At 46.8% G+C, this 13,646-nt stretch carries 11 protein-coding genes; 8 read left to right on the top strand and 3 right to left on the bottom strand.

What is annotated here, in order from left to right:
* The first annotated feature begins 10 nt into the window (after positions 1–10).
* The 3 genes from FTT89_RS04290 to FTT89_RS04300 all read left to right on the top strand — a co-directional run bounded on the left by FTT89_RS04290 (position 11) and on the right by FTT89_RS04300 (position 4,414).
* A complete protein-coding gene (locus FTT89_RS04290; RefSeq protein ID WP_075168330.1) occupies positions 11–1,813 on the top strand; it encodes an acyl-CoA dehydrogenase C-terminal domain-containing protein in 1,803 nt (600 codons plus the stop codon).
* A 173-nt stretch (positions 1,814–1,986) separates the two neighbouring features.
* Positions 1,987–3,768, top strand: a complete 1,782-nt coding sequence (locus tag FTT89_RS04295; protein WP_075168331.1) for an acyl-CoA dehydrogenase C-terminal domain-containing protein — start codon at positions 1,987–1,989, stop codon at positions 3,766–3,768.
* Positions 3,769–3,916: 148 nt separating this feature from the next.
* Positions 3,917–4,414, top strand: a complete 498-nt coding sequence (locus FTT89_RS04300; RefSeq protein ID WP_005180016.1) for a phosphate-starvation-inducible protein PsiE — start codon at positions 3,917–3,919, stop codon at positions 4,412–4,414.
* A 147-nt stretch (positions 4,415–4,561) separates the two neighbouring features.
* Here the strand turns inward: FTT89_RS04300 and FTT89_RS04305 are convergent, their stop codons facing one another.
* A complete protein-coding gene (locus FTT89_RS04305) occupies positions 4,562–4,987 on the bottom strand; it encodes an RcnB family protein (RefSeq protein WP_160242833.1) in 426 nt (141 codons plus the stop codon).
* 183 nt (positions 4,988–5,170) lie between these two features.
* Between FTT89_RS04305 and FTT89_RS04310 the strand changes: the two genes are divergently transcribed.
* Positions 5,171–5,626, top strand: coding sequence for a hypothetical protein (locus FTT89_RS04310; protein WP_005180018.1), 456 nt, complete (start codon positions 5,171–5,173; stop codon positions 5,624–5,626).
* 241 nt (positions 5,627–5,867) lie between these two features.
* Here the strand turns inward: FTT89_RS04310 and FTT89_RS04315 are convergent, their stop codons facing one another.
* The gene (locus tag FTT89_RS04315) at positions 5,868–7,331 is read right to left on the bottom strand and encodes a phospholipase D family protein (RefSeq protein ID WP_180172720.1); all 1,464 of its coding nucleotides are present in this window, start codon (positions 7,329–7,331) and stop codon (positions 5,868–5,870) included.
* A 105-nt stretch (positions 7,332–7,436) separates the two neighbouring features.
* A complete protein-coding gene (gene znuD, locus FTT89_RS04320) occupies positions 7,437–9,569 on the bottom strand; it encodes a zinc piracy TonB-dependent receptor ZnuD (RefSeq protein ID WP_180172721.1) in 2,133 nt (710 codons plus the stop codon).
* A 142-nt stretch (positions 9,570–9,711) separates the two neighbouring features.
* On the opposite strand from znuD, the gene FTT89_RS04325 reads away from it, so the two are divergent.
* The 4 genes from FTT89_RS04325 (at position 9,712) to FTT89_RS04340 (ending at position 13,640) form a co-directional block, all read left to right on the top strand.
* Positions 9,712–10,476, top strand: coding sequence for a DUF4184 family protein (locus tag FTT89_RS04325; RefSeq protein WP_168384234.1), 765 nt, complete (start codon positions 9,712–9,714; stop codon positions 10,474–10,476).
* Between the two features lie 144 nt (positions 10,477–10,620).
* Complete coding sequence (aspS, locus tag FTT89_RS04330) at positions 10,621–12,405, top strand: aspartate--tRNA ligase (RefSeq protein ID WP_045796021.1); 1,785 nt, start codon at positions 10,621–10,623, stop codon at positions 12,403–12,405.
* Positions 12,406–12,516: 111 nt separating this feature from the next.
* Positions 12,517–12,735 carry a hypothetical protein gene (locus FTT89_RS04335; RefSeq protein ID WP_005180031.1) on the top strand — a complete coding sequence of 73 codons (219 nt, stop codon included), beginning with the start codon at positions 12,517–12,519 and terminating at the stop codon, positions 12,733–12,735.
* A gap of 23 nt (positions 12,736–12,758) precedes the next feature.
* On the top strand, positions 12,759–13,640 hold the full coding sequence (locus tag FTT89_RS04340; RefSeq protein WP_180172722.1) for a lysophospholipid acyltransferase family protein: 882 nt from the start codon (positions 12,759–12,761) through the stop codon (positions 13,638–13,640).
* Positions 13,641–13,646 lie beyond the last annotated feature (6 nt).

Raw genomic sequence — 13,646 nt, forward strand, 5'->3', positions numbered from 1 at the left:
GGAACCCGATATGCCACAATACAAAGCGCCACTACGTGATATGCAATTTGTTTTGCATGAATTATTAAATGCTGAAGAACATTATGCAAAACTCCCTGCATTCTCTGGAAACGTAAGCCGTGAGTTGGTTGACCAATATTTAGAAGCTGCTGCTGACTTCTGTGAAAATGAATTATCTCCTTTAAACCAGGTGGGCGACCGCGAAGGCTGTACCTGGAACGATGGTGTAGTCACCACGCCGACTGGCTTTAAAGAAGCGTATCAAAAATATATCGAACTGGGTTTCCCGTCTTTATCTGCCGAAGAACAGTACGGCGGTCAGGGTTTACCAAACTCTCTGGGCATTACCATTTCTGAAATGGTCGGTACCGCAAACTGGGCTTGGGGTATGTATCCGGGTCTGTCTCATGGTGCAGTACGTACCCTTGAGCACCACGGTTCGCAAGAACAAAAAGATACCTATCTGCCAAATCTGGTATCAGGTGTCTGGACCGGAACCATGTGTCTGACCGAATCTCATGCCGGTTCTGACCTCGGCATTATCCGTACCAAAGCGGAACCAAATGCGGATGGCAGCTATGCGATCTCTGGCGAGAAAATCTTTATCTCTGCTGGTGAGCACGACATGGCCGAGAACATCATCCATATCGTTCTGGCACGTTTACCAGGTGCACCGAAAGGCACCAAAGGTATTTCACTGTTCATCGTACCGAAATTCAACCTGAATGCTGATGGTTCAATCGGTGAGCGTAATGCTGTGCGTTGTGGCTCGATCGAACACAAAATGGGGATTCACGGTAACGCGACTTGCGTGATTAACTTTGACAACGCCAAAGGTTACTTGATTGGACCTGAAAACCGTGGTCTGAACTGTATGTTCACTTTCATGAACACGGCGCGTATCGGTACTGCAGTACAAGGTCTGTCTGCATCTGAATCTTCATTCCAGGGCGCTTTGGCGTATGCAAAAGACCGTCTGGCCATGCGTTCACTGTCTGGTCCGAAAGCACCAGAAAAAGAAGCCGATCCGATTATTGTGCATCCAGCAGTACGTAACATGCTGTTGACCCAGAAAGCATTTGCTGAAGGTGGCCGTGCGCTGGTTTACCTATTGGCTCAATATGCAGATGTGGTTGAGCAGGCTGCTGAGGAAGAAGACCGTAAATTTGCCGACAACATCCTGTCTTTATTGACACCAATTGCCAAAGCCTTCCTGACCGAAACCGGTTCAGAAGCTGCAAAACACGGTGTACAGGTGTTTGGTGGTCACGGCTTTATTTCCGAGCACGGTATGGAGCAGATTGTACGTGATACGCGTATTTCTTGCCTGTACGAAGGTACTACTGAAATTCAGGCACTTGACCTGCTTGGCCGTAAGGTTCTGGGTACGCAAGGCGCGATGCTGAAAGACTTCACCAAGATCATTCACAAATTCGCAGAAGCCAACAAAGACAATGCCGGCATGAAAGAGTTTGTTGAACCGCTGGCCGCGCTGAACAAAGAATGGGGCGACCTGACCATGCAAATTGGTATGCGTGCGATGCAAAACCCTGAAGAAGTCGGTGCTGCAGCAGTCGATTACCTCTACTTCTCTGGCTATGTGACACTGGCTTACCTCTGGGCACGTATGGCACTGGTTGCACAAGAAGCCTTGGCTGCAGGTACTACCGATGTCGACTTCTATAATGCCAAAGTGACCACTGCACGCTTCTACTTCAAGAAGATCCTGCCACGTGTACGCTCACATGTTGACGTGATTGCGACTGGCCTGGATCCATTGATGGCGCTTGATGCTGAACACTTTGCCTTCTAATGCACGTGATGTGTAGTAACTTGTAATGGATGTAAAAAGGACGGCCAGCTGTTGGCGGTCCTTTTTCTCTATTTATCGCGCTATATTAACCTTTCGTCGTCTAATCAATTGAAATCTCATCGTTTAGACTGACCTGATCACTATGAATAAACAAGAAACAGGTGAAATGAACTATGCCAATTTATAACGCACCGCTTGCCGATATGAAATTCATCCTGAATGATGTCTTCCAAGCAGAACAATTCTGGCAAAATAACGAAAATCTCGCCCACCTCGATGCTGCAACCGCAGAAGCTATTCTTGAAGAAATGGCCAAATTTACCCAGAACGTTACCCTGCCCTTAAACCGCACTGGTGATGAAGAAGGTGCCCAATATAACAATGGCAGCGTAACTACACCGGCCGGTTTTAAAGAAGCATTCAAGCAATATGCCGAAGGCGGCTGGATTGGCCTGGGTGCCGATGAAGAATGGGGCGGTCAAGGCATGCCAAAAATGCTGACCGTTCTGTCGGATGAAATGATTTTTGCCACCAACCCGTCATTTATGCTGTATCCACTGCTGTCAGTTGGTGCGGGTATGGCGCTGAGCAGCTATGCTTCTCAGGAACAAAAAGAAACCTATTTACCAAAAATTTATTCAGGTGAATGGTCTGGCACCATGTGTCTGACTGAACCACATGCCGGTACCGATTTGGGGATTATTAAAACCAAAGCGGAACGCAACGAAGATGGCAGCTATAACATTACAGGGACCAAAATCTTTATTACCGGTGGTGATCATGACCTGGCTGAAAACATCATTCACCTGGTACTGGCCAAAACCCCAGATGCACCTGCCGGTTCACGCGGTATTTCGCTGTTTATCGTGCCAAAATTCCTGGTCAATGCCGATGGTTCACTCGGTGAACGTAACCCGGTTGGCCCAGGCTCTATCGAACACAAAATGGGGATTAAAGCCTCTGCCACGTGTGTCATGAACTTTGATGGTGCCAAAGGCTATCTGGTCGGTAAAGAAAACGAAGGCCTGGCAGCCATGTTCGTGATGATGAACTATGAACGTCTGTCAATGGGTATTCAGGGTTTAGGCGCCTCTGAATTTGCTTACCAGAATGCAGCACAATATGCGACTGACCGTTTACAGGGCCGCAGCGCTTCAGGTGTACAATCACCAAACAAACCGGCTGACAGCATTTTAGTACATGGCGATGTACGTCGTATGCTCTTGAATGTGCGTGCCAACAACGAAGCATCACGTGCCTTTGCAGTCTATGTCGGCCAACAGCTGGACATCACCAAATTCTCGACTGATGCAGACGCGGTGAAAAAAGCCAATGACCGTGTGGCGCTGCTAACGCCTATTGCCAAAGCCTATTTAACCGATACCGCTTTCCAGGCAACACTGGATGCGCAAATGTGCTTCGGTGGTCATGGCTATATCCGTGAATGGGGCATGGAGCAATGTGTACGTGATTTACGTATTGCGCAAATTTATGAAGGTACCAATGGCGTCCAGTCACAAGATTTAATTGGCCGTAAAACCATTAAATGTCAGGGCGCCTATATTGCAGAATATATTGCTGAAATCCGTGACTTTGCCAACCAGTTAGATGCCGATCTGAACTTCATTAAAGATGCGACCTTAGATGCAGCCACAGAAGTCGAATCGGTAACGCAATACATTCTGAATGCGGCGTCTGAAAATGCAGAATTCCCGAATGCAGCAGCGGTCGATTATTTACACGCGGTTGGTCTGCTCAGCTTTGCCTATATGTTTGCCCGTATTGCCCAAGCAGCGCAGGCCAAACAGGGTGAGTTCTATCAGAACAAACTGGCGCTGGGTCTATACTTTGTACAACGCATTCTGCCAGAACTGGAAATGCGAATTACCCGTATCAAAGCCGGTTCTGATGTGATCATGAAATTCTCGGAAGATTATTTCACTCATCAGGCTTAAGCTTTTTATCTCTCAAAAACGCCTGCACTGTCAGGCGTTTTTTTATAGCATCCATGTTTTCCTGCTGTTTTTACACCACTTTTCCTGTAGTTGTGCACAGTTTTTGCATGAGTTTTTCTTATTCATTCAGCAGAATCAGGAGGAGCATATGACAGCACGGCATCCCAAAGTAGAAAAAATAGAAACCCTCCTCGACCGGTTGGGTAATCTGGCCGTTGAAAGTTTTCACTATATTGCCCTGTTCGTGATTGGCTGTATGGTGATCTGGTCGGCCGGCCATACTGTGGTCGATATTCTGACCGTCAAACAATATGCCACGATTGATGATATTTTACTGCTGTTCATTTATTTGGAGCTCGGTGCCATGGTGGGTATTTACTTTAAAACCAACCACATGCCAGTACGCTTCCTGATTTATATTGCCATTACCGCCCTGACCCGGCTACTGATTTCCGATATCCAGCACGACCATAAAGCGGATATTGACCTGGTGATTATTACCGGTTCGATTCTGATTCTAGCCTTTGCGATTCTGGTGGTACGTTTTGCCTCCTGGAATTATCCATCGGTAATTCGGGATAAACACAGTGAAAAACCGTTGCCACAAGGCAAGACCCCACGCCCGGAAGATGATGAACTGGCCTAAACACCAAAATCACATCCATCATTCAAATCTGAAGAACAAAAAGCGCGCCTGGATACCACTACGGCGCGCTGATTTTTGAGTGAAGATTCACCGGATCATCAGTTTGGCTCAAATACTTTTCTTCACCGCTTGAACGCTTCAGATGATCTAACGGTTCGGCACCAAAATATAACGACCATTTTCATAAATCCAGTAGCTGCCATTTGGCGGAGCCGGCAAACCTAAACGGCGCCAGTCAGTAATGATGGTCTGCGTGCTGCTTTCAATCCGGGCCACATTCGGGTCACCATTGACCCAGCTATAACTTTGCGAATTCTGGTAAATGGTGGTGGGCGCCTGATATTGAATACTGATGCCCGGACGTACCGGTTGATGGCCCCATTGCGGACGGGGCGGATAATATTGTGGTGGCCTGTGCTGCGGATAAGACGGGCGATGCTGTGGATAATGCTGCGCATGCGATTTTCGCTCCACACCCTGATAACTGGCCCAGCGATTGGTATCGGCCAGCGATAATGTCGAGATGGCAGACAATCCAATGCCTAACCATACACCTGCTTGTATTCTTTTCACTACCCGACTCCCAAACATCAGCCTATTGATTTTACTATAAAACAGGATTAAGGATAAAAAATGAACATGCATGCTTTATACAAGTTTTTTAGATGAATGGCGGTAGATCGGCCGTATTTCTCAGTGAAAATAATGGCCTACTTTTATGCTACACTCGCTTTTTTTCATACTAGGTTCATGCTTGTGTCTGATTTAAGTTTTGATCGTCTTTATGAATATTTCTGCAAAGTACCCAGTGTTCAAAAAAACTTGATCGATGCCTATGGCACAGATGGTGCTCAGGCATGGTGGTTTAAATTTCAGATTAATGTAGCACACCCACTGGCCTGGCAAACCGTACAGGAACTGGGTCATGTGCTGAACTATATTTCCAAGAATGAACGTTTGCCAACGCAGTTTTTACCGGTATCGCCACCACCTTATATGAATGGTGAAGCCAAAGACTTCCTGTCTTGGGTGATCCAGTGTAATCATGCCGATTTCCCGCCCGATGTGGTCTGCGACTGGCTGGAAGCGCGTTTGCCGAATCCGGTTGAAGATGAAAGCCAGTGGAAAATTAAAACCGACCTGAGCGAGCTGGATGAGCTGTCTGATAAAGATCTGGATGAACTGGTACCACCGAATCCGGGGCAAAACTAAGCGTTAAACCTTAGTACTGACCTCTCCCTGACTCTCTCCTAGAAGGTTAAGGAAAAGCGTGTCTCCCTAACCTTCTCTTACGAGGAGGAGAAAAAGCTATTGTTCCTAACTCTCTTGCAAGGAAGGGGAAAATCGCTTCTCTCCAACCCTCTCTTTACAGGATGGAAGAAAACTCATTCTTCCAAACATCTCTTATAAGCAGAAGCCACGGCTCCCAAACAGAAGCGTGGAATAAGGGAGATTAGAACGTCGACCAGCCACTCCATTCCATCAAACGATACAGCCCATATTTCAGCGTCGATTCATCGGCATACTGGGCATAATCCACGCTCATCTGACGGCCATTTAAGTTTGACCAGGCGGTATCAAAATACTGCTGGGCATCTTGAAATACCGGTGCTTGAGCCGGGCCTAACACGCGTAAATTGGTTTCCAGATTATAATTTTTTAAATTCCGTGCGGTGAAATTGGCCGAACCTAAAATCATCTCCTGTTGCTGGGCATTGCGCTTGATCAGCATTTTGCTATGACATTGCTCGCCTTGGGTATTACACCAGCGCAGTGGAATGCCGGCCTGATGTAATTCTGCTGCCACTGGCCGGTTCGGTACGCCATTCTTTTCCAGACCAAACGCATCTTTATTGGCATCCAGCAGCACCCGCAATTTCACCCCACGCTCATGGGCTGCAAGCAGGCTTTTGATAATCTGGCGCTCGGACAGATAGAACATCACCAGATCGACCTGTTCATTGGCTTTGGCGCTATTAATCAGGTTTAAAGTCGCATCATAAATGGCTTTTTCAGTCAGCACCTGCACCTGCGGTTCAGTAGCAGCGGCCTGAAACTCACCGACAATCACCCCGGGAATATTGCTGCCGGACATGAGCGCCACCGACTGCTCGGTTTTCAGAATATCTACCGCGGTATTGCCTTTGACCACCAGCGCCACATTGGAGTGATGGGAACTGGCATCATGCGGATTCATTGAGGTCACCAGAGCTTCCCAGCCGTCCGGGGTATCAACCACAATGGTTTTACGGTGGTTGGCCTTAAAATTCAGCAGCTCGGAATAACTGCGCAGGGTGATTTTGCCCTCGCCAAACGGATTGGCCAGCCAGCCAGCCTCCGGATTATTGCGGATGCCCTGACAGCAGATGTACCAGAATCCGGACCACATCGGATTGGAAGCGCGTAGCGGAGTTAAATTGGTTTCGATCACATCAATTCCGGCCTGGCGCAGTTGCCGATAATGCTCTGGCGCAAGGCCGCCATAAACCGAGTTAATCGGATCGGTAATCAGCTTGATTTCAATATCCGGCTGGGTACGGCGTTTTTGAATCAGTACATCAGTCAATTGCTGGCTGAGCGGTTGATGCTGGGCCTGTGATGCCCCGGTTTGCGGATTAAACAGGAACATATCCAGCACAATTAAACTTTGTGCTTCATCAATCAGGCGCAGCATTTCATTAAAAATCTGATGATCATAATGCTGCTGGCCCTGTGCATCCAGATAGGTCTGATCGGCCAGAAATTTGACTTCGGCATGACGTAGCGGTCCCGCATAATTCAAACCATCCGGTAAGGGCTTATAGGTATGATACAGTGCCGAGGATAAATAGCTTAACGCCAGCAGGCCCATCATCACGCCCAGATAACGCCGTGGTGACCAGTTCAGTTTATTGTGAATTCGTTGAAAGATACGCATAAGAAAAAACCTAACCCAATCAACTCAGGCTAGGTTTTCTTCAGGCTTTTTTCAAGAGGATTTCCGTGACATCCTCTTGATTTTGGCAATAAATTTAAGTTTTGCTTAGAAGTTATATTCTAAACCAACGGTAAAATTACGGCCCACTTGCGGAATGTTGGACAGGAATGAGGTATGTGAATAAACCTGATCATCCAGCAGGTTATTGGCTTTAAAGAACACGCGGTAGTCCTGGTTATTCGCCATGGCACCTGCATACGCCAGACCGACATTGACCATGTTATAGCCTTGGGTTTCCTGTTCATAGCTGGCGATCTGGTCCTGTTTAAAGACATGATAGTACTCTGCCAGACCTGACCAGCCATCAGCAAAATCGGCTTCTACTTTGGTACCTAAACGGCCTGCGGGTACACGCGGGGCATTTTCACCATCAATTTTGCCACGCACATAGTCACCAAACAGGCTAACTTTATAAGCATCGTTAATGGCATAGCCTAACTGCGCTTCTGTACCGTAGAAACGGGCTTTGTCTTGTTTATAATCAACTAGACGGAATGTTCCTTCGCTGTCGGTTGTTGAGCCATAAATATAGTTATCAAACCAGTTGTGATAAACATGCACATGATAGTCGAGTTTCGCACCTTCATAATGCAGACCTAACTCAAGGTTATTTGACTTCTCAACATCCAGATCCTCATTTCCACGCTCATAGGTATTGGTGGCAAAGTGAATACCGTCCGCATACAACTCTTGTGCCAGTGGTAAACGTTGCTGATGCGAGCCAACCACAGAAAGCTTATAGTTTGGAGCAAACTGCCAATTGGCTGCTGCTGAACCTGAAACACCGGTATCTGAATAGTCTTTTTGAGTTGAATCTACATCAATTTTTTGATGTTCTACACGTGCACCCAATTCCACATGCACATCACCAAACTGCTTATGCTCTAAACCGAACAGGCTATATTTTTCGGTCTTGGTGTCTGCCATCAGCACGCCACTATGAGAATGCCCATCATGTTCTTCCGCACCACCCGCAAGATTAATTTTCTGTTGGCTATATTGGGTACCAAAGACCCCTTCCCAACCCGCGACTGGTTTATGAAGCAACTCTAAACGGGCATCATAGCCTTTGCTTTTAAAATTACTGATAACTTCACTTTCTTCCAGCTCGTCATGTTCATAATCGGTATAGCTGGCATGGGCACGTAACTTGTCAAAGCCGGAAAATGGCTGGTCCAGCTCAGCACGGACGTCATAACGGTGTGATTCCAGATCGACCCATGGACCACCATGATCATCGTGAGGAGGACATTCAATTATATTCGGATTGTCATGATCTGGCCCACAACCATGATATTCATGACTATGCCCTGGTAAACCGTATTTGTCCTGACGGTTGCTATAAGACACCCCGACAAAACCACGGTCATGAATCCATGAGCCACCAATATTCACGGTTTGGCCTTCTGCAAAGGTATTGTCTACACGACGGGCTTTATCAAAATGTGTTTCATGCTCTTCATCACCCTCATGTGCATCATCATGTCCATGATCTTCATGGCGTGCTTCATCATTATGATGTTCTACCCAGTAATCTGGCGTAATATAGTTATTCGCTTTACGTTTTGAACCTTCAACACGTAAGGCAAAGCTGTCACCAATTGCCGCTGTTACACCTGCACTGGCCAGCTTCTCATCGCTACCCGAGTTATAGCGCACGCCGACGGTACCCTCTAAGCCATCTGCTGGCATTTGGGTTGGAATTTTCTGATCGGTTACATTGACCAAACCACCGACAGTACCGGCACCATAAAGTAAAGTCGATGGACCACGAATCACTTCAACCTGTTTTGCCAGAATTGGATCTACCGTAACCGTATGATCTGGAGATAAAGTCGATACATCGGCAGTTTCAGATGCGTGTTGTAAGACTTTGACACGCGGACCATCTTGACCACGAATCACGGGGCGGCTTGAACCTGTGCCGTACTGATTTGAATATACACCCAGTTCATCAGCCAGTGCATCACCAATGGTTGTTGGGCGTTCAGCCAATACTTTCTGTTCTACCACCTGATCTGCTACAGCAAAGTCCGCTGCAGTCTGAACCAGAGGATGGGCTTTTAGCTGAATGGTTTCAAGTTGCTGCGCATTGGATAGATTCGCCTCATCTGCAAAAACCGCAGGGGCCACAACAGCAAAAATAGACAGTGTTATTAAATTCTTATGGAAGGACATGACTCAGGCTCAGAGTAACAAATTTGAATAATGTTATAATATAACATTTCAACTGTTTTGCAATAAAAAACATAAAATTCATCTTTGCTTGGTTAAGCTATAGGGCCTCACGAATTTTTCTGTTTTTATTGTCTACGCCTGTATGCCCTTTACCTTATCTCATGCGGTTTTAGCACCACCCATTGCCCAGCTGACAGGCCATCGTCTTCCCGTTGCAGCCCTTGCCATTGGCTGTATGCTGCCCGATTTAAGCCGATTATTTACCACCGATCAGGGCGGCTTGAATCATTTATGGAGTTCAATTGTTCATCCAAATTTATGGCTGGGTCTGGCTTTTTGTGCGGCGTGGTATCTGATTTATCGTCCGGTGCTGTATCGGGCGCTAGGCATACAACATGAGCTCAATCTGGATTCGTTCAAGTCGGCCCTTGGTTTTTTACTTGCGATGGTGCTGGGACTATTGCTGGGCAATGCCACCCATTTAATTTGGGATGGTTTAACTCACGTCGACTTTCGCACTTTCGCCTTTCATGATTTTTTAAACCAGCCGGTGTCCTGGTTCTCCCAGACCTATCCACTACATTTTATTTTGCAGATTGGCAGTTCGCTTCTGGCCCTGCCGTTTTTGCTGTGGATGTGCTGGCGTTATTATCAGCGCTATCGTCAGCACTGGCCAGTGAGCCGACGGGTCAAACAAGCGGCAGCCATCCTGATTGGCCTGGCCATTTTGCTAGGTGCTTATTCGGTCTGGGATTATGCCCGCTATTTCAGTGATGAACTGTGGTATAGCCATCGTTATTATTTTCTGGGCCGGGCTTTTAATGAGTTTAGTCAGGGTGCCTTAATCATTTTAACCACGGGCTGTATTTTATTTCAGATTCTGGACCGCAATCATGAGTTCGGTTAACTCGAAATAGCAGGAAATTGCCGGGTTTTTCACGCTAGTTCTTGTGACAAAACCTGCAAAGAGGCATAATCCAACATTTACTTCAAGCGGTACGCTGTTTACGTATGCGCTGTCATTAACCCATATAGTTGGATTTTTTACGCTATGATGCGAACTCATTACTGCGGTTCTTTAACCGAAGCTCAAATCGACCAAACCGTAACCTTGTGTGGTTGGGTACATCGTCGCCGTGACCACGGTGGGGTGATCTTCCTGGATATGCGTGACCGTGACGGTCTGGTACAAGTGGTTATCGACCCGGATACCCCAGAAGCATTTGCCACAGCAGATAAAGCTCGTTCTGAATTCGTATTAAAAATTACAGGCCGTGTACGCCGCCGTTATGCGGGTACTGAAAATGCCAATATGGTCAGTGGCCAGATTGAAGTATTGGGCAAAGAAATTGAAGTGCTGGCTCAATCTGAAACGCCGCCATTCCCACTGAATGATGAAAACACCAATATTTCTGAAGAAATCCGTCTGAAATACCGCTTCCTGGACATCCGTCGTCCAGAAATGTTAGAGCGCTTACGTTTCCGTTCTAAACTGACCAACCTGATTCGTAACTACTTCGAAGACAATGGTTTCCTAGACGTTGAAACTCCAATTTTGACTCGTGCAACGCCTGAAGGTGCACGTGACTACCTGGTTCCAAGTCGTGTGTCTAACGGTAGCTTCTACGCACTGCCACAATCACCACAGCTGTTCAAACAGTTATTGATGGTAGGTGGTATTGACCGTTATTACCAAATCGCCAAATGTTTCCGTGACGAAGACTTACGTGCGGACCGTCAGCCAGAATTTACCCAGATCGACGTTGAAACATCGTTCATGAGCGACGATGACATCATGGATTTGATGGAACGTTTGACGGTGAAGATGTTCAAAGAACTTCTAAACGTTGAATTCGACAAATTCCCGCGTATGACCTATGCCGATGCGATGCGTGACTATGCATCGGACAAACCGGACCTGCGTATTCCGTTGAAACTGATTGATGTTGCAGATTTAATGCAAGACGTTGAGTTCAAGGTATTCGCTGGCCCTGCCAAAGATCCGAAAGGCCGTATTGTGGCACTTCGCGTTCCGGGTGCAGGTTCACTGCCACGTAGTGCAATTGATGAATACACCAAATTCGTGGGTATCTACGGTGCCAAAGGTCTGGCTTACATCAAAGTCAACGAACTTGAAAAAGGTATCGAAGGCCTGCAATCACCAATCGTGAAATTCATCGAACCAATCGTGCTGGATCTCTTAAAACGCGTTGGTGCTGAAAATGGTGACATCGTCTTCTTCGGTGCAGACAAAGCCAAAGTTGTAAACGATGCAATGGGCGCGCTTCGTGTCAAGATTGGTCACGACATGAATCTTTCGACGTGCGAATGGGCTCCGCTTTGGGTGGTTGACTTCCCAATGTTCGAAGAAACTGACGATGGTAAATGGACCTCTGTGCATCACCCATTCACGCTGCCGAAATCAAGCGTTGAAGAAGTGAAGAATAACCCGGGTGCTGCGCTGTCTGTCGCTTACGATATGGTATTGAACGGCACTGAAATTGGTGGTGGTTCACTGCGTATTCACAACCTGGAAATGCAAAAAGCCATCTTTGAAGCTTTAGGTATTGGTGAAGAAGAAGCCGAAGAGAAATTCAGCTTCTTACTAAATGCTTTACGTTACGGTGCACCTCCACACGGTGGTCTAGCATTCGGTCTGGACCGTTTAGTGATGCTGATGACCGGCGGTGCGTCTATTCGTGATGTGATTGCATTCCCGAAAACCAAGACTGCTGAATGTCCATTGACTCAAGCACCAGCACCAGTTGAAGCGACTCAACTGCGCGATTTGGGTATTCGCTTACGTGAAAAACCAAAAGCGGAATCTCAAGAATAATAGCTTGTCATTCTAAAGAAGCCCTGCCATTGCAGGGCTTTTTTATTACATTGAGATCACTGCCGAGCAATGGCATAATAACTGCAGTTTTCATTCTTAGGTGATTCAGCGATGGCAATGCGTCCTGCAGTACGTAACCGTGGCATCATGCTTATTGTCTTTTCGATTGTACAATGGCTGTTCATGCGTTATATCTTGGCGAATAACCTGTTTGCGCTTGATACCAATGACCGTATTGTGTATTTCAGCCTGAGTAGTATTATCGGCGCCTTGCTGATTTTTGTCGGACTGATTTATATGGTCTTAAAAGGCAATGCCGATCGACCATAATTGTGCGGACTCTTGCTTGATTCATGTATTCCCTTCTTAAAAATTTCTCCAGACTTCCCCTGCGTTTGATTCAGGTCACTGCCCGATCTGTGGGCTGGTTACTGTATGTGAGCAACTCCTCTGCTCGACGCGTGACCGAAATTAATTTAAAGTCTGCTTATCCGGAGTTATCTGAATCAGAACGGGAGCAACTCACGCGGCGCAGCCTGAAAAGCCAATGTATGACCTATGCAGAATCGGTCAAGATTTGGGGTTCTGCGCCGGAGTTTGCCCTTGAACAGATCAAGGTCGTGCATGGGGAAGATATTTTTTTAGACGCCCTGCAAAACCCGAATGGGACCTTGGCAGTGGTGCCGCATTTTGGTACCTGGGAATTGATGAATGCCTGGGTGAATTTACATACTGCACCGGTCATTATGTATAAACCGAGCAAAAATCCGGATGTAGACCGGTTTATGCTGGAAGCACGGCAGCGTCTTAATGCCACACTGGTACCCACCGATGAAACAGGCGTACGTGCCTTATTTAAGCATTTAAAACAAGGTGGATTTGCCGCAATTTTACCGGATCATGTGCCTAAAGAGTCGGGTGGCATTTATTCACCTTTCTTTGGTCAGAATGCACTTTCCTCTACCTTGCTCTCAAAACTGGCAGCCAAGACCCAGTGTTCAGTGATTGGTTTAAGCTGTTTACGCCGTGAAGATTTAAGTGGCTTTGAGCTGCATGTGCAGACTTTGTCTGCAGAGATTAATGCCAAAGATTTGCAGCTTTCAGTCGATACGCTGAATAAAGAAATGGAGCGCATGATTAATGTCGCTCCAGAACAGTATTTGTGGGGGTATAAGCGGTTTAGGAAGGTTAAGGGGGGAGGAAACTATTATAAAACTCTCTCCCATTCAACCTAGAACCAT

This window comes from Acinetobacter sp. YH01025, from assembly GCF_013420185.1.
Classification (GTDB): domain Bacteria; phylum Pseudomonadota; class Gammaproteobacteria; order Pseudomonadales; family Moraxellaceae; genus Acinetobacter; species Acinetobacter indicus.

What these genes read in the sequence shown, in the direction of transcription:
- FTT89_RS04290 (WP_075168330.1), top strand. Translation starts at nt 11, where the DNA reads ATGCCACAATACAAAGCGCCACTACGTGATATGCAATTTGTTTTGCAT.
- FTT89_RS04295 (WP_075168331.1), top strand. Translation starts at nt 1,987, where the DNA reads ATGCCAATTTATAACGCACCGCTTGCCGATATGAAATTCATCCTGAAT.
- FTT89_RS04300 (WP_005180016.1), top strand. Translation starts at nt 3,917, where the DNA reads ATGACAGCACGGCATCCCAAAGTAGAAAAAATAGAAACCCTCCTCGAC.
- FTT89_RS04315 (WP_180172720.1), bottom strand. Translation starts at nt 7,331, where the DNA reads ATGCGTATCTTTCAACGAATTCACAATAAACTGAACTGGTCACCACGG.
- znuD (WP_180172721.1), bottom strand. Translation starts at nt 9,569, where the DNA reads ATGTCCTTCCATAAGAATTTAATAACACTGTCTATTTTTGCTGTTGTG.
- FTT89_RS04325 (WP_168384234.1), top strand. Translation starts at nt 9,712, where the DNA reads ATGCCCTTTACCTTATCTCATGCGGTTTTAGCACCACCCATTGCCCAG.
- aspS (WP_045796021.1), top strand. Translation starts at nt 10,621, where the DNA reads ATGATGCGAACTCATTACTGCGGTTCTTTAACCGAAGCTCAAATCGAC.
- FTT89_RS04335 (WP_005180031.1), top strand. Translation starts at nt 12,517, where the DNA reads ATGGCAATGCGTCCTGCAGTACGTAACCGTGGCATCATGCTTATTGTC.
- FTT89_RS04340 (WP_180172722.1), top strand. Translation starts at nt 12,759, where the DNA reads ATGTATTCCCTTCTTAAAAATTTCTCCAGACTTCCCCTGCGTTTGATT.